Annotated in this window: 16 protein-coding genes; 2 read left to right on the top strand and 14 right to left on the bottom strand. The window is 59.3% G+C overall.

What is annotated here, in order from left to right:
• Positions 1 to 98 precede the first annotated feature (98 nt).
• Complete coding sequence (locus tag FN828_RS18535) at positions 99 to 452, top strand: SDR family NAD(P)-dependent oxidoreductase (RefSeq protein ID WP_268987217.1); 354 nt, start codon at positions 99 to 101, stop codon at positions 450 to 452.
• Positions 453 to 462: 10 nt separating this feature from the next.
• On the opposite strand, the gene FN828_RS18530 is transcribed toward FN828_RS18535, so the two are convergent.
• Genes FN828_RS18530 through FN828_RS18520 form a run of 3 tightly spaced genes read right to left on the bottom strand, consistent with a single transcriptional unit; the run spans position 463 to position 3,689 of the window.
• The gene (locus tag FN828_RS18530; RefSeq protein ID WP_142494837.1) at positions 463 to 1,629 is read right to left on the bottom strand and encodes an acyl-CoA dehydrogenase family protein; all 1,167 of its coding nucleotides are present in this window, start codon (positions 1,627 to 1,629) and stop codon (positions 463 to 465) included.
• A 16-nt stretch (positions 1,630 to 1,645) separates the two neighbouring features.
• Positions 1,646 to 2,884: a thiolase family protein gene (locus tag FN828_RS18525; RefSeq protein ID WP_027264384.1), complete on the bottom strand. Its 1,239-nt coding sequence runs from the start codon at positions 2,882 to 2,884 to the stop codon at positions 1,646 to 1,648.
• A 16-nt stretch (positions 2,885 to 2,900) separates the two neighbouring features.
• Positions 2,901 to 3,689: an enoyl-CoA hydratase/isomerase family protein gene (locus FN828_RS18520; protein ID WP_028288592.1), complete on the bottom strand. Its 789-nt coding sequence runs from the start codon at positions 3,687 to 3,689 to the stop codon at positions 2,901 to 2,903.
• A gap of 113 nt (positions 3,690 to 3,802) precedes the next feature.
• Here FN828_RS18520 and FN828_RS18515 point away from each other — a divergent pair, with 113 nt between their 5' ends.
• On the top strand, positions 3,803 to 4,906 hold the full coding sequence (locus tag FN828_RS18515; RefSeq protein WP_036540260.1) for a CaiB/BaiF CoA transferase family protein: 1,104 nt from the start codon (positions 3,803 to 3,805) through the stop codon (positions 4,904 to 4,906).
• Between the two features lie 25 nt (positions 4,907 to 4,931).
• On the opposite strand, the gene FN828_RS18510 is transcribed toward FN828_RS18515, so the two are convergent.
• The 11 genes from FN828_RS18510 to FN828_RS18460 form a co-directional block, all read right to left on the bottom strand.
• Complete coding sequence (locus tag FN828_RS18510; protein ID WP_028288590.1) at positions 4,932 to 5,720, bottom strand: SDR family NAD(P)-dependent oxidoreductase; 789 nt, start codon at positions 5,718 to 5,720, stop codon at positions 4,932 to 4,934.
• A 13-nt stretch (positions 5,721 to 5,733) separates the two neighbouring features.
• Complete coding sequence (locus FN828_RS18505; protein ID WP_028288589.1) at positions 5,734 to 6,525, bottom strand: ABC transporter ATP-binding protein; 792 nt, start codon at positions 6,523 to 6,525, stop codon at positions 5,734 to 5,736.
• A 61-nt stretch (positions 6,526 to 6,586) separates the two neighbouring features.
• Positions 6,587 to 7,825 (bottom strand): ABC transporter substrate-binding protein, encoded by a 1,239-nt coding sequence (locus FN828_RS18500; protein ID WP_051630972.1) that lies wholly within the window; start codon positions 7,823 to 7,825, stop codon positions 6,587 to 6,589.
• A 34-nt stretch (positions 7,826 to 7,859) separates the two neighbouring features.
• Positions 7,860 to 8,912, bottom strand: coding sequence for a branched-chain amino acid ABC transporter permease (locus FN828_RS18495; protein ID WP_028288587.1), 1,053 nt, complete (start codon positions 8,910 to 8,912; stop codon positions 7,860 to 7,862).
• Between the two features lie 3 nt (positions 8,913 to 8,915).
• Positions 8,916 to 9,800, bottom strand: a complete 885-nt coding sequence (locus tag FN828_RS18490; RefSeq protein ID WP_028288586.1) for a branched-chain amino acid ABC transporter permease — start codon at positions 9,798 to 9,800, stop codon at positions 8,916 to 8,918.
• A gap of 15 nt (positions 9,801 to 9,815) precedes the next feature.
• The gene (locus FN828_RS18485; RefSeq protein ID WP_233145719.1) at positions 9,816 to 11,771 is read right to left on the bottom strand and encodes an AMP-binding protein; all 1,956 of its coding nucleotides are present in this window, start codon (positions 11,769 to 11,771) and stop codon (positions 9,816 to 9,818) included.
• 46 nt (positions 11,772 to 11,817) lie between these two features.
• Positions 11,818 to 12,597 (bottom strand): ABC transporter ATP-binding protein, encoded by a 780-nt coding sequence (locus FN828_RS18480; protein ID WP_028288584.1) that lies wholly within the window; start codon positions 12,595 to 12,597, stop codon positions 11,818 to 11,820.
• A gap of 211 nt (positions 12,598 to 12,808) precedes the next feature.
• A complete protein-coding gene (locus tag FN828_RS18475) occupies positions 12,809 to 13,648 on the bottom strand; it encodes an FAS1-like dehydratase domain-containing protein (protein WP_028288583.1) in 840 nt (279 codons plus the stop codon).
• A gap of 10 nt (positions 13,649 to 13,658) precedes the next feature.
• Entirely contained in the window at positions 13,659 to 14,822 is a 1,164-nt protein-coding gene (locus FN828_RS18470; protein WP_028288582.1) for an acyl-CoA dehydrogenase family protein, read from the bottom strand.
• A 3-nt stretch (positions 14,823 to 14,825) separates the two neighbouring features.
• Positions 14,826 to 15,620: a citryl-CoA lyase gene (locus tag FN828_RS18465; protein ID WP_100160969.1), complete on the bottom strand. Its 795-nt coding sequence runs from the start codon at positions 15,618 to 15,620 to the stop codon at positions 14,826 to 14,828.
• Positions 15,620 to 16,534, bottom strand: a complete 915-nt coding sequence (locus tag FN828_RS18460) for an SDR family NAD(P)-dependent oxidoreductase (protein ID WP_028288580.1) — start codon at positions 16,532 to 16,534, stop codon at positions 15,620 to 15,622. Before FN828_RS18460 ends, FN828_RS18465 begins: the two co-directional genes overlap by 1 nt.
• Between the last annotated feature and the right edge of the window lie 11 nt (positions 16,535 to 16,545).

Genomic DNA, 16,545 nt, shown 5'->3' with positions numbered 1-16,545 from the left:
CGGCGACGATGATCGCCGCGCAGTGAACGAGCAGCACCAGCTATGAAGAAGCAGGTGGACGCCAGTTCCTACACCATCTCCCGGGACACTACCCACGTATCGCCGCCAAAGCGATGATTGATGCCGGACGCGGGGGCTGTATCGTCAATGTCGCCTCGATTCTGGGCACACGGGTGGCCAGCCATGTGTCCGCCTATGCCGCGTCCAAGGAAGGGCTGATTCAACTGACCCGGTCTCTGGCGCTTGAATGGGCGCGGCATGGCATCCGGGTGAATGCCATCTGCCCCGGTTATATCGAAACCGACCTGAACCGTGAGTTTTTTGCCACTGACGCGGGACAGGCATTGATCAAACGCGTCCCGCAGCGCCGGTTGGGGCATGATCCGTTGGCCGCCCCCCCGGACCGGGGGCCTACGATAAGGCGACCGGGAATCCCCGGCCGCAATTCTTAGAGTCACGATTTCAGAACGCGTTAAGCCCGGTCAGGTTGCGCCCGATGACCAGTTTTTGGATTTCGGTGGTGCCATCGGGAATCGGCATGACCTTTGCATTGCGGAAGTGCCGTTCAACGGGGAACTCTTTGGTGATGCCGTTGCCGCCGTGGATCTGCACCGCTTTGCCGGCGATTTCGACGGCCATTTCGGTTGCATACCATTTCGCCATCGAGGTCTGGGTGTCACAGCGCACGCCCAGGTCCAGAAGTTGCAGCCCGCGCTGGCACAACAGGCGCGCGGCATCCAGGTGCGTGGCCATGTCGGCCAAGTAGCCTTGAATCAACTGGTGCCCGCCGATCGGCTTACCATGTTGTTGGCGATCCTGCGCATATTTGACGGCACATTCCAACGCCGCCTGCGCTATGCCAATGCTCGTCAGGCCGACAAACACGCGAGCGCTCTCAAACAGTTTCAATGTCTGGAACAGGCCGCCGCCTGCATTACCCAGAACATGGTCAGCGCTGGTTTCGGCACGGTCGAAAAACAATTCGCAGGTCGATGCACCGATAAGCCCCAGCTTGCGCAATTCGCGGCTCTCGTAGTTGCCGGTATCGCGGTCGACGATGACCATGGAAATACCGTCGTCCAGATTGCAGACAACGATGGCGAAATCCGACTGGGCCCCATTGGAAATCCAGAGCTTCTGGCCAGTGACGAAAATCTTATCGCCCTCGCGGTCCGCACGTGTCTTGACCTCGCGTACGTTCGAACCGACCTCTGGTTCGGAAATACAGGTGGCACAGATCCGTTCGCTGCGCAGGAGCGGCTTCAGATAGGCCTCTTTCTGCGCCACATTTCCCAAGAGGTTGACCGCGAACACGGCATGACCCTGAATCAGCACCGCGATTGCCAGATCGGCCCATATCCGGGCCAGTTCCTCGTATAGGATGCCATAGGTCATGCGGTCGATTCCGGCACCGCCGTCCTCTTCGGGGATCAGGCCGCTGATCAGCCCGAATTCCTCGACCTTGGCGAACAGGGACTTCAGGGTTTTCGCATCGGGGGGGTGGCCGAGGTTCTCGTATTTCTCGGCCAGCGGCGCGAACTCTGCCTCGGCCATCTTGCGGAAGTTTTCCAGCAACATGCGTTGCTCATCTGTATAGATTGCCTGAGCGGCGGCGATCACGTTTTCCATGGTTCGTCTCCTTGTTTCAACGGCCCAGAATGGTGACGCAGGCGGCCGCTTCTTCTACCCCGTGCAACCCCCCGCCGTTTTCGGCGATGGCGTTCTTTGCCCCTTCGACCTGACGCGCGCCAGCTTCGCCGCGCAGTTGCGTGACCAGTTCGAAAACCTGCCCTATCCCTGTGGCACCGACCGGGTGGCCCTTGGATTCCAACCCGCCCGAGGGGTTCACCGGAATGCGTCCACCGATCTTTGTCTCGCCGCGCAGACTGGCGGGACCGCCCTCGCCGAATTCGACAAATCCGAGGTTCTCGATCTGGATCACTTCGCCCACGGCCGTGGCGTCATGCACTTCGGCCACCGATATATCCTCGGGGCCGATCCCGGCCTGTTCATAGGCCTCAAGCGCGGCAAGCCGGGTCAGGTGGTTCTTGTAATCTTCCGGCGGACGATCGGTGCCCGAGCGCAGGATCGCGGCCTTGACCTTGATCGCGCGCGCGGGATCTAGGCCCAGACGTTTTATCCCCTCGCCGGTGCATAAAACGGCCGCAGCGGCCCCGTCCGAGATCGGGGCGCACATCGGCAGGGTCAGCGGATAGGTGATCGGCGGCGCGGCCAATACCCGATCGACGCTCATGGCTTCTCGGTATTGCGCCAGTGGATTATGCACGGAATGCGCATGGTTCTTGGCGGCGACGGCGGCGAACTGTTCCTGAGTTGTGCCAAAGGTCTTCATGTGCAGCCGGGCGAAGCCTGCGTAGACATCCATGAACACGCTGTAGGGCTTGGGCGATTTCGATCCTTCGGGTTCCTCGACCCCTGCACCCAGATCGGCCAGCCGTTGCGCGACCTCTTCGCTGTTGCTGACGTCCCAGCCGCTGTCGAAGGCCGAAAACATCAACGCACGGTCGTCAGAATACATCTTTTCGGCGCCCACGGCGAGACAGCAGTCGCCATTGCCGGCCTTGAGGAAATCGACTGCCAGTTTGAACCCGGTCGAGGCGCTGGCGCAGGCGTTTTCGACATTCACCACCGGAATGCCCTGAATGCCCATTTCACGCAGCGCGATTTCGCCGCGGATCATGTGCTGGCCCTCCATGTGGCCCTGCACCGCGTTCGAGAAGAATGCGCCGTCGATACGATCTGCCGTCACTCGGGCATCGGAAAGCGCGGCGGCGACGGCCTCGCCGGTCATGTCCTTGATGGTTTTGTCCCGGAACTTTCCGAACGGCGTCATCCCGATGCCAACGATGTAAATGTCCTGCATCGTTTGTCCTCCTGACCTAGTATCCGCGAAACTGCGGTTTTCGTTTTTCATTGAACGCCGACAGACCCTCGTGCATGTCCCAGGATCGCATGTGCGCGCGCAGGTTCAGCATCTCTTCGGAAAGCGCGGCGGTTTCGTCCACGTCCAGCGACCGATTGGCAACCGTCTTCATGCGGCGTAAGACCGCCGGGCTTTTTTCTGCCAGCCTGTCGGTAAAGGCCTGCACCGCTTGTCGCAGGTCTTCGTCCGCGATGACCTTGTTCACCAGTCCCCAGTCCATCATGTCCCGTGCCGAAACGTTCTCGCCCGAGAACAGCAGGTATTTCGCGCGGTTCAGGCCAATCCTACGCGGCAGGATCGCCGCACCGCCGGCCCCGGGAAAGACGCCAAAGTTGGAATGTGCGTCGCCCAGTTGCGCGCTTTCGGCGGCAAAGACCAGATCGCAGGCCATCACCATTTCCAAACCGCCCGCCATCGCCAGCCCGTTCACTGCGGCGATCACCGGTTTCGGGCCATGTCGCATCAGCCCAAACGTGTGATCGACAAGATCCAGAAGATCCGGCTCGCCTGGTGCATGTTTGGCGCCAGCAACTTCTTTCAGATCGGCACCGGCGCAGAATGCCCGGCCAGAGCCGGTCAGGACAATTGTACGCACCCCATCGTCGGCCAGCGCCGATTCCAGTGCTGCCGCCATCTCGCGCAGCATCTGCGTTGACATTGCGTTGAGCTGTTCGGTGCGCTGGAAGGTAATCCATTCAGTTTTTGCGACCCGCTCAACGAATAGCGTCTGCTTTGCTTCACTCATGCTAAGCTCCTGATAATTATACATATTATTGGTTTTTCGCCTTGTCTTTTGCGGCGATTTGCGCTGCACTCGGGCGGACCCGCACGTGGAAAACAAAAGAGCTGGAGATTGATATGAGCACTGCACCCCTGGCCGGCCTGAAAATTCTCAGCCTTGCCGAACAGTTTCCCGGTCCCTATGCCACAATGCTGTTGTCCGACATGGGAGCCGAGGTGATCATGATCGAACGACCGGGTGTCGGCGATCCGGCCCGGCAATTTCCGCCCTTGTTCCGGGCACTGAACCGAGGCAAGCGCAGCGTTGCGTTGGATCTGAAATCGGCCGAGGGGCTGGCACGGTTTCGCGAACTGGCCAAGGAATCGGATGTCATCGTCGAAGGGTTCCGCCCTGGCAAGCTTGCGGCCTTGGGTGCCGGTTTCGAGGACATGCGTAGTGTCAACTCGCGGCTGGTTTATGTATCGATTTCGGGTTACGGGCAGGACGGCCCCTATCGTGACAGGGCTGGCCATGACCTGAGCTATGAAGGGGTTGGCGGTTTGCTGGCCGATCAGGCCGATGCAAAGCAGCCCGGCCCTGTGCCGCCGATCCCCCTTGCGGATGTTGGCGCGGCGTTGTTCGCGGCGATCGCAATCCTGTCGGCGGTGGTGTCGAGCCAGCGCACAGGGCAGGGGCGTTACGTGGACGTGTCCATGTCGGATGCGGTGGTTTCGATGTTGACCGCATTCCTCGTTCCCGCCGCCAATGGAACACCGCTGGGCGAATTTATCGCCGAGCCGGGCTATGGCGTGTTCACCTGCAAAGACGGCAAGCTCTTGACCTTGTCCATCGCGCATGAGGACTGGTTCTGGAAACCGTTCTGCGATGTGATCAACAGGGCGGATCTTGCGCCGTTGACAGGCCGCGACCGTGTCGCCCGCAAGGCCGCGCTGCGCGAAGAAATCGCGGCGATTTTGGTCAACAAGACGCGCGCCGAATGGGGCGACCTTCTGGATAAGGCGGGGGTGCCATGGGGTCCGGTCAATTCCCTGGTCGAAACGTTGGACGACCCCCATGTGCGTGCGCGCCAGCTGCTGCGCAAGATTACGCATGACGGCGGCAAGGCCGAGACTTTTATTGTCCAGCCGTTGAAATTCGATGGTTTCGAAACCGCGATACCGGATCTGCCCCCCGAGCTCGGGGCAGATAATGACAGCGTTTTTTCGGACAGCTCCAACTAGAGGCGGCAGCCGTCCGATGGCGGCTCTAGCAGGCAAAAGAATACCCGCCATTCACCGGATAAGTTTGACCGGTGATCCAGCTGGCAGCATCCGAGCAGAGGAACAGGATCATTCCGGCGGGGTCTTCCGGCTCGCCCAGACGGCGGATCACGTATTGCGACAATGCCCGCTTCTCGGTCTCTGCATCCGGGATCAGGTCGGCGACAGCCGGAGTTCTTGTGCCCCCCAAGGCGACGCAATTCGCGGTGATCCCGAACCGACCACCGGCTTTTGCAATTGCCCGCATGAAGCCGGCCGCGCCGGCCTTGGCGCCGGAGTAGACCGCCAGATGCGGCTCGCCCACGCGGCCCGCGTCGGAGATGACTGTCACGATGCGCCCATAGCCGCCCTTGACCATCAGGGGCATTGCGTGACGGGTGCAGTTCAACACGCCGTCGAAATTGGTCGCCATCCAGCGCTTCCATTCCGATGGGTCTGAGTCCCAGAAGGGCACCAGATCATCGAGCCGCGAGGTCGGCCCCGCGTTCCCGGCGTTGTTGACCAGGATATCCACGCCGCCGAACGCGGATTGCGCCTCGGCGAAAGCTGCGCCGACCGCCTCGAAGTTCGAGACGTCAAAGGCGATTGGCAATGCCTTGGCGCCAGCTGCTTCAACTTCTGCGGCAACGCTTTCCGCCCGATCGGCGTGAAAATCATTGATCACAACAGCGCCTGCGCCATGTTCCGCCAGATAAAGCGCGACCTGCCGGCCCACGCCCTGTCCGGCGCCGGTCACCAGCGCGGTGCGGCCCTTGATATCCAGGATGGTGCTCATGAATTCCTTCTCCTCAGCCCAGCCATCTCTTCCGGCGGCGATAGTGTTTGATATCTCGATAGCTTTTGCGCTCGCCCGATGCGGTGACGCCGAGATAGAATTCCTTGATGTCCTCGTTGTCAGCGAGCTTGTCGGCAGGGCCGTCCATCACGATCCGGCCGTTCTCCATCACATAGGCATAGTCGGCGATCGATAGCGCCGCGGCGCTGTTTTGTTCGACCAGGAAGAAGGTCGTGCCTTCTGACTTGAGCTGCTTGAGCACTTCATAAACATCCCGGATCATCATCGGGGCCAATCCCAACGACGGTTCGTCGATCGCGATGATCTTGGGGCTGGCCATCATGGCCCGGCCGATCAGCAGCAGTTGTTGTTCGCCACCAGACATGAAGCCAGAGGTGCGGTTGCGCAGGTCCGCAAGCCGGGGCATCAAGGTGTAAACATGGTCCAAGCGCTTTTTCAGCTCGGCGGAGTTGGGCACCATGTGCCCGCCGACGATCAGGTTTTGCTCTGACGTCAGATGCCGCAAAACGCGCCGCCCTTCCATCACATGGATGAGACCGTTCTTCACGACTTCCGAGGCTTCCATGTTCTGAATGGGAGTTCCGTCCAGAACGATGGACCCCGCCGAAACGGTTCCATCCTCGGATTTGAGCGTTCCCGAGATGGCTTTAAGCGTCGTGCTTTTTCCTGCGCCATTGCCACCGAGCAGAGCAACACATTGTCCCGCACGGACTGTCATGGACACGCCTTTGAGCGCCAGGATGACGTCGGAATATGTCACCTCTACGTTGTTGAGTTCCAGCATGGTCATATTGCCCGGGGCTAAGGATCAGAACGGGCGCCGCGACTGCGGCGCCCGGATTAATTCACCATTTCTCAACTTGCGGAACGTCGACACCCGTTGCCGCGATGGTGATTTTCCCATCTTTGACGGTGCCCACATTCACTTTGAGGCCTTCCAATGGGAACGGTGCTTCTGGCGTAAAGGACAAGGTCGGCAGGAACCCATGGGTTTCTTCGGTGGTGATCGGTTTGGCAAAAAGCGCCTCACGTACCATCTCTCCGGTCAGGCCCTCGGCGCCGTTCGCCTCGATCGCGTGATCGATCACGGTCACGGTATAGAGACCCTGAGATACGCCCATTGCGGTCACGACGTTCCAAGGTGCTTCGAGTCCGTAATCGGCAACCAATGTCTCGTAGAATTGTCGCGCGGGAGTGTCCTCATCGGCCGCAATCGCCATGCCGTAGGCTTCAAAGTCCCCCTCCATTTGCTCAAGCCCGCCAAGCGCGCCACCCGAGGCTGGAAGCCCGTTATGCGAACTCATCATGATCGGGATGTTCGCCCCGTTGGCCTGCAGCCCACGTTTCGCGGCAACCACGATAGAGGTGTTCGTTTGGATTACCAGCGCCTCGGCCCCGGCTCGTACAACGCGGCGCATTTGCCCCGTCAGATCGGTGGGTTGAACTTCGGTATAGATGACCTCGACGAGGTCGATCTCCTCGGGGTGCTCTTCGGCATAGAGTTCAAGGCCCTTTGCCATGTCGACATAGGCAGGCGATGCTTCGGAGGCGAGGATCGCAACCTTGAGCGGTTCGTCTCCTCCGCGCTGTTCACGCATCCAGTTTAGAAAGCCGACACTTTCGTGCGAATAGGTCGGACGTGGGTTGAAAATCCAGGCATCCGGTTGCCAGGCAAAACCGTAGGCCGCTGTGGCCATGAACATCGGGATTTTGTCTTCCGGCAGGCGTTCGGAAAGGGCCGCGACGTCAGGCCCGCCGAGGCCGACAACCGCAATCGGGTCCAGTTCCGATTTGATCCCGGGCCAGAGACTTGCCACCTGTGCCGCGTCATAGCGGGTTTCGTAGTTTTTGTAGTTCAGCGTGACGCCAAGTTCCTTGCCGCGGGTTTCATTCCACCAGGTGAACACAGCTTCGCGTCCGCCTGCCAGGATGGGCATGATGTCAGCATAAGGGCCGGAAAAGTCCGACAGCAGGGCCAGATTATAGGTCTCTTCGGCCTGCGCCTTCAAAGGCATGGTCGCCGCGGCCGCCAAGGCAGCCGCTGCCAGTAAGCCGCGAAGACCTCGATTCGATTGGTAAGTCATATTCTTCCTCCCAGGTTTAGAGCCGCTCTATTTCTCAGTAAGGAAACGGCCAGATACGGTATGACGACTTCAGGATGTTCCAGCGGTGCATCAGCCCCTTGGGTTCGAGGATCATAAACAATGCGATCACGCCGCCAAGAACGACATTCATGCCAGCGAACACGATGTCACCGCCAAGGAATGATACCGAGTCGGCGATATTGGGGCCGACCGTCGCGATAATTTCCTGGATGATGCGGATAATGAAGACGCCGATCAGGGCCCCCACGATTGAACCCATCCCGCCGACGATGATCATCGCGACGAAGAAGATCGAGTGAAACAGGGTGAACTGGTCTACCCCCACGAAGCGGATCAGATAGGCCCAAAGCGCCCCGCCGACGCCCGCATAGAAAGCGCCGATCAGGAAGGCATTTGCCTTTGTGGCCGCGACATTGATCCCCATTATACCCGCGGCCACGTCATCATCCCTGACCGCCACGAAGGCACGGCCGAAGCGTGACCGAACGATCCCGAACGCGCCCGCCACCATGATCGCGGTCACGGCGAAATTCAGATAGAACTGCGAAGATTCGCTGACAAATCGCTGCCCGAAAAGCTCGGCCGGGGGCACGGTGATACCGTTCGATCCACCCAGCCAGGTTGACGGCAGGTTCAATACGGCAAAGTGGAACAGGAACTGAGCTGCAATCGTGGTCAGTGCCAGATAGAACCCCTTGATCCGCGCCGCGGTCAAGCCAAAGAGAAAGCCGAACAGCGCAGCCGAGAGCCCGGCCAGAGGAATGGTCAGCAGAAACGTAAGGCCGGTCTTCGAGGCCAGTATCGAGGCCGTATAGGCGCCGACCCCCATGAACGCCGCCTGACCCAGGTTGATCTGGCCCGCATAGCCGGTGCAGATCTGAAGCCCGACGGCGATGACGGCGCTGATCATCATCATATTCAGGATAGCGATGATACGGCTGCTCACCAGGTAAGGCGCCAACAGCAGTAGAGCCATGAATACGACGAGGGCCAGAAACTGCCAGCGCGTTCGGATCAAACGTCTGTCACTGCGATAGCTTGTCGGGAATACGCCAGAAGGATCCATGGATTACACCCGTTCGATTGTGCGCCAGCCGAACAGGCCGGTCGGCCGGATCAGCAGAATGGCAAGCATTATGATATATGGAACGACACTGCCGAGCGAGCCACCGATCAACGGATCAAGGTAGTTGGTGGTCAAGCTCTGCGCGATGCCGATGATTATTCCTGCCAGGATAAGCCCGCCGATGGATTCCAGCCCGGCAAAGAGCGCCACCGGCAGGGCCGCGAACCCGATATCCGAGGCCAGGAAGGTCAGCGATTTGCCGCTGAGAAAGATCATCGCACCAATTGTGGACAGGATTGCCCCGAGAACCCAGGCAACGGCAATCGAGCCTTTCACCGAAATGCCCATCGAGGAAGCTACGACGTGGTCCTCCGCCACAGCGGTCATACGGAGGCCGGACCGGGTCCGGTTGAAGAACCACGACAGGCCGACGGCCGCGACAATGGTGATGATCCCACCTATCAGGAGGTTCATCGGGATCAACATATCGCCGAGGAACAAGGGTTTCAGCGGAAAAATGATCGGGAAGGGTCTTACCGCGGGACCGAACACAAGCAGCACCAAACCGCGCAGCAGGATCAAAAGGCCGACGGTGACCATGACCATCGAGAAAACCGATTCACCGATCAGCTTTGTCAGGAAAATCCGTTCGATTGCGTACCCGACCAGCCCGGCCAGAACCAGCGAAAGGGGTATCGACAACCAAAGGCTAAGCCCCGCTTGCATCGTTGTGAACCAGACGATGAACCCGCCGATGATCACAAGCTCGCCCTGCGCGAAGTTGAACACCTTGCTGGCGCGGTAAATCACAACAAAGCCCATGGCCACCAGCGAATACAGAAGGCCGATCAAAGCCCCGGTAATGATGTCATTGATGAAATAGACCATTGTCGCCGACCTCCTTTAAGATTTGGACTGCCGCTTGGCAGCCTTCGATGCGTTTTCAACATCCGACACGCGAACCGTGGTCTTGAGAACGCCTTGACGGCCGTCCTGATAGGTCACAGCGATTTCGAGATCTGTCTCGTCATCGCCAGCATAGATCGCCTCGACGAGCTTGGCATACCGTTCCTCCAGAAAGGCCCGGCGAAGCTTTCGGCTGCGGGTCAACTCGCCTTCATCCGGGTCGAGTTCCTTGGGAAAATTCGCAAAACGTGCCACGCGCGAGCCTTCGGGCAGGAGCGCATTGATGCGCGCCACTTCGCCTTTGATAAGGTCCAGAACTTCGGGTTTCTGCGAGAGATCGGTGTAGGTCGAAAAGCTGATCTTGTTCTCTTCCGCCCAACGCCCGAGAACTTCCATATCGATATTGATAAGCGCGCTGACGAAGCTCCGGGTTTCGTCGCCCAAGGTCATGAGATCCTTGATGAAGGGGCTATACCGCAACCGCGTTTCGATGAATTGCGGCGGATAGCTGTGCCCATTTGCCAGGCGGCGCATATCCTTGACACGGTCAAAGAACAAAAGCTCGCCGTCGTCGGTCATCGACACCGCGTCACCGGTCTTGTACCAACCGTCTTCGGTCAATTCCTCTGCGGTCTTTTCGGGCTTGCCGTGATAGCCACCGAAGCCCGATCCGCCACGCACCTGAAGCTCCCCTTCGTCCGAGACCCTGTATTCCAGCGGTTCGCCGTAGTTCGTGTTGCTTTGCATCCAGCTGCCGCTGGTTTCCAGCTGATAGCTTTCGCCGACATGCGCGGTCAGAAGGCCGATTTCGGTCGCGCCATACACGTTGCGCAGCTTAACCCCCATCGCGTGGAACATACGAAAGACGTCAGGTGCCATCAGGGCGCCGCCGCTCATTGCGTTTTTGGCCTTACCAAGGCCAAGATTGTCGCGCAGGTGATGCAGCACCAGAGCTTCGGCAAAGGGAAGCTGCAGGCGTGCGGCAAGGCTGGGGCTACGCCCCTCCAGCCGTTCCACATAAACGTCGTGGCCGACCTTCATACCCCAGTTGTACATCGCATTGCGGATTTTACCCGCCCCCAGCATCCGGGCCTGAACGATGGAGGCGAGATTTTCCCACTGGCGCGGGCTGAACACCAGTGCGTCGACCGCCAGTTCGCGAATGTTGGTCAGTACGTCTTCAGGGCCTTCGGGGAAGTTGACGACCATGGGCGCGATCAAACCGATCGACAGGCCGAAAATCTGTTCCGTGACCCAGGCCGGCGAAATGTAGGTCAGGTATTCGGTGCCCGGCGCGATTTCGATTGCCCCCATCACCCGCGAGCAATTGTCGAACAGGTAGCGATGGCTGATGACAACGCCCTTGGGTTTTCCCGTGGTACCCGAGGTATAGGACAGCAAGGCGGTATCGTCCGCCCGTCCACGTTTTACGTGTTCTTCAAATCTGGCGGGTTCCTTGGCGTGGATCTGACGCCCGGCCGCGCTCACACTTTCAAACGAATGCAACAGGGGATGATCATAGCCCCACAGACCGGAATCGTCCCAGTAAACGACCGCCAGGGCGCCCGAGTACTTGCCCGCAATCTCGATGCATTTATCGACCTGCTCCTGATCCTGTGCCAGAAAAATCCGCGTTTGCGAGTCTTCGGCCAGATACAGAATCTCTTCAGCGTTTTGATCCGGATAGACAGACAGGACTTTGCCGCCTAACGACTGGACGGCGTATTCAGCCCAGAAATGTTCGGGTTCGTTTTCGCCAATCATCATGACGGATTCGCCAGCCGACAAGCCCAGGTTCTCCAACCCGAGAGCCAGGGCGCGAACCCTGTCAAGAACATCGGCCCAGGTGAATTCACGCCAGATGCCCAGGCGCTTGTGCCGTTCGGCGAGGTTGGTCGGTGTGGATGTCGCTCGCGCGAGCAAAACCTGCGGCAGGGTTTCGCTATGTGTCACTGCTGGGTCCGAAAAGACCATTGCTGTCCGTTGTTTGACCATGCCGCTACCCCAGATATGCCTTTATGACAGCCGGGTCCTTCTGGATTTCTTCCGGGGTGCCTTCAGCGATGACCCGCCCGAAATCCAGCACCACGATCCGGTCGGCAAGGTCCATCACGACGCCCATGTCGTGCTCCACCAGAACTACCGGAATCTTGCGCGCCTCGCGCACATCGAGAATGAAGCGCGCCAGGTCTTCTTTTTCCTCCGAGTTCATGCCGGCCATCGGTTCATCCATCAGCAGGATCGACGGTTCCTGCGCCAATGCACGGCCCAGATCGACACGCTTGCGCAACCCATACCCCAACGTGCCCACGGGCCGGTTGCGGATTGCCTCGATCTCGAGAAAATCGATGATCTCCTCTGCGGCTTCACGATGTTCCGATTCCTCGCGCATCACGGGACCGAACTGGAAAAAAGCCTGGACTACATTCGATTTCATCAGCATGTGGCGGCCGATCATAATGTTTTCCACCACCGTCTGCCCGGCAAAAAGATGGGTGCCCTGAAACGTCCGCGCCAGACCGCGCCGGGCGATCTGGTCAACACGCAGGCCGGTCACGTCCTGCCCGGACAATTCGACACGGCCCTTCTGCGGACGGTAGAAGCCCGCAGTCACGTTTAGAAGTGATGTTTTTCCGGCTCCGTTCGGTCCGATAATTGCAAGCAATTCATCGTCGGCCACAGAAATGCTCACATCGTCGAGCGCGGTCACACCGCCAAATTTCAAAGTTGCACCACGCACCGCAAGCGGTGAGGATACGTGCCCGTTATTCGTGGTCATGTTGCGGCCCGTGCTTTTGCCCCACACCTCATGGAGGCGCGCATAGCCTGACCGCACGGTTTTTCGTTGGTTACGAGTTTTCCTCGCATTGTTCCTCCTCCCACCTCTAAATTCAGAGGTTTGCCTGGTTTATTTACCAAGTCTCTCCGCGAAGCCTAACAGATGTTAGAAAAATTGGTCAACAACTGAATTCGCTACCGAAGAAGACCGATCAGACGGCCGCGTACTCTGCGGAAAAGCTTCGAAGACCTTTTTGATCCTGACACCAGACTGTCCCGGAGGTGCCGGTCCCTTCATTGTGCAGTTGCAATTCGCAGGGCAGGGTGAGTGGCGCGAGGCCACGGAACGAAAACCGGTGGGGCGATGTTTTCAACGCACCCGCCGCCAGATTCAGAAGCAGCGTGGCCTGCAATGGGCCATGCACAACAAGTCCGGAATAGGCTTCGGTTTCGGTGGCGTAGACGTAATCATAGTGAATGCGATGGGCATTGAACGTCAGCGCCGAATAGCGAAACAGAAGAACAGGATCCGGTGTCAGCGTCGATCTAAGCGTGTTGGGGTCACCCGCGTCAGCTGCGCTCTCGCCCGTGCGGGGGGTGGAAATCTCACGATAAACGATCGTTTGCTGCTCCCGGATACAAAGCCGGTTGCCACTCAGATACTCATGTTCGACGGTCACAAAGACCAATGGTCCACTACGGCCCTGCTTGGCCACAATATTCCTGATCGAAGAGCGTCGGGTGATGGTTTCGCCGATTTTCAGCGGCGCGATATGCGTAACATCGCCGCCAGCCCACATGCGGGCGGGCAGCAGAACAGGGGGCAGAAATCCACCCCTCGCGGCGTGGCCGTCTTCTGACAGGGCGGCAGCTGGCACGGTATCAAGGGCAAGGCACCAATGAACCCCCAGCGGGACATCGCCGGCTTCGTCCCAAAGATGCGGACCGAGCGTGGCGCGGAATTTGTCGATCAGCCCCTGCGTCAGAACATCTTCCTTGGTCTCGGTGCGTCCCAGCCAGGGCGCCAGCGCGTCAAGGTCGATCTCACCCATGTTTCTGGCCTCAGAAGGATCGGGGCATGCCGAGGATATGTTCGCCGACATAGGAGAGGATCAGGTTGGTCGAGATCGGGGCGACCTGATAGAGGCGCGCCTCGCGAAACTTGCGCTCAACATCGTACTCCCGTGCGAAACCGAAGCCGCCGTGGGTCTGGATGCAGGCATTGGCCGCTTCCCAGCTGGCTTCCGAAGCCAGCAGCTTGGCCATGTTCGCCTGTGCACCACAATCCAGTCCGGCATCGAACCGCCTGCAGGCTTCAAAGCGCATCAGATTGGCGGCCTCGATGTTCACATAGGACCTGGCGATAGGGAATTGCACACCTTGGTTCTGGCCGATGGGACGGTCAAAGACCACGCGGTCGCCGGCATAGGCGCGGGCCTTGTCAACGAACCAGTATCCATCACCGATGCATTCCGCCGCAATCAGGGTCCGTTCGGCGTTCAGCCCGTCAAGAATATGGTAAAACCCGCGCCCCTCGGTGCCGATCAGGTTCTCGGCGGGGATTTCCAGGTTGTCGAAAAACACTTCATTGGTTTCGTGGCCGGGCATGTTGGCGATGGGGCGGACCTCCATCCCGTTGCCGATTGCCTCTTTCAGATCGACCATAAAGATCGACAGGCCCTGCGACTTTTTCTTGACCTCGCTCAGCGGCGTAGTGCGGGCCAGCAAGATCATCAGGTCAGAATGCTGGATACGGCTGATCCAGACCTTCTGGCCATTGATCTCATACCGGTCACCCTTCTTGACTGCGATGGTCTTCAGTTTGGTGGTGTCGGTCCCGGTTGTCGGTTCGGTCACGGCCATGGATTGCAGGCGCAACGCGCCGCTGGCAATACCGGGCAGGTATGTCTGCTTTTGCTCATCCGAACCATGCCGCAGCAGCGTGCCCATGTTATACATCTGCCCGTGGCAATGGCCCGCGTTTCCGCCGCAGCGGTTCACCTCCTCCATGATGATCGAGGCTTCGGTCAACCCCAGACCCGAGCCACCGTATTCCTCTGGGATCATCGCGGCAAGCCAGCCCTCGCGGGTCAGCGCATCGACGAATTCCTCGGGGTAGGTTTCGTCTTCGCCGAACTTGCGATGATACTCTGGCGGAAACTGCGCGCAAAGTGCGCGCAAGGCATCGCGCAGATCGGTGTGAGTGTCTGGGGCTGACGTCTGCATCGTTCAAGCCGCTCCCGGGCCGGAGGTTTCGAGGATTTCCTCTTCGGCGCGCTGCCACAATTCATAGGAGATCGGGTTTTCGCTCTCTTCGAGGATATGACCGACCAGGCCGATGGCGCGCGCCATGACGCCAAAGCCCCGCACGATCTTCCAGGGAAAGCCGAATTCACAGCAGATCGCTCCGATCGCACCAGTGGCGTTAATCGGCAGCATCTTACCCGATTTTTCTTCGGCAACGGCCTGAATTTTCTGGATCAACTCGATGTATTCACCGGACTTGCCGTTCTCGGCAGCGATCTGGAACAGGCGCGGGGTGCGCGGATCGACCGGTTTGTGCACCGGATGTCCGAGCCCCGGCACGATCATCTTGCGGGCGCGGAATTTTTCTACCGTCTCGACGGCCAGCGCATCCAGATCGACACCGGTGCCCAACTTGTCCTGTGGCAGTGCCTCGTAAAGCATTTTCGAGGCACCTTCCATAGAACCGACAAAGACGGTGCCCAGCCCACACAAGCCAGCCGCCACAGCCGCCTGAAGCGATTCCGGCGCCCCCATATAGGTCATCCGCGCCGCCAGGGCCGAGGGCGTGATACCATGTTCGACCAGGGTAATGACGATGGCGTTGAACACCCGGCTTTCCTCGGGTGTGGCCTTGCGGCCCGTCAGTTGCAGGAACGCCAGATCGCCGAGGTTCATGTGGCCCAGGATCTCGTTGGGCAGGTCGAGGCCACGCACGCTGATCTTGTCAGGGGTGCTCCAGGCAATGCTGGAGCTGATTTTTTCTTTGCGTTTTCCCATTAGACCGGATCCCATGAAAAGACATCCGCCGAAACTTCGAGCGGCGTGAACTGCGATTTGAGCGCGGGAATGGCGCGATCGGCGATTTCATCGGCGGTCCAGCCATCACCGGAATGAACCGACCGCACCGGGCGGGGCTGGTTGAACAGGAAGATCTCGTTCTTGCGAACCGCAAAGATCTGTCCTGACACGTCAGCCGCGCGGTCGCTCATCAGGAAACAGGCCATCGGTGCAACCTTGGCCGGTGTCATCTCCTTGATCTTTTCGACCCGTGCCACCTGTTCCGGGGTGTCTGTCTTGATCGACGAGATCATCCGGCTCCAGGCGAAGGGCGCGATGCAGTTTGACCGCACGTTCCAGCGCTTGAGATCAAGCGCAACAGATTTTGAGAAGGCCGCGATGCCCAGCTTCGCGGCAGAGTAGTTCGCCTGGGCAAAATTGCCGATCAGCCCCGAGGTCGAGGTCATGTGCACGAGCGCGCCGCTTTCCTGTTCGCGGAAATAGTCGGCGGCCGCGCGGCTGGTATTGAAGGCACCATAAAGATGGACCTTCACCACCGCGTCGAAATCCTCATAGGTCATCTTGTGGAAGTAACCGTCGCGCAGAATGCCGGCGTTGTTTACCACCGCGTCGATGCGACCGAATTCCTTGACCCCGGCTTCGATCATCGCGCGCGCGGCATCGGGATCGGTGACAGAGCCGCCATCGGCAATGGCATCGCCCCCAGCGGCCCTGATCTCTTCGACGACTTTCTGCGCCGCAGTTTCTGTCTGACCGGTGCCTTTCAGGGATGCGCCCAGATCATTGACCACCACGGCGGCGCCTTCGGTAGCTGCCATCAAGGCGATATCACGCCCGATCCCACCGCCGGCCCCGGTGACCAGAACGACCTTTCCGTCAAGTGCTTTTGTCATCTTCTTGCTCC

It is taken from the genome of Thalassovita litoralis (assembly GCF_900182725.1).
Classification (GTDB): Bacteria; Pseudomonadota; Alphaproteobacteria; order Rhodobacterales; family Rhodobacteraceae; genus Thalassobius; species Thalassobius litoralis.
The sequence above is the reverse complement of the archived record's forward strand: the minus strand, read 5'-3'. Positions and strand labels throughout refer to the sequence as shown.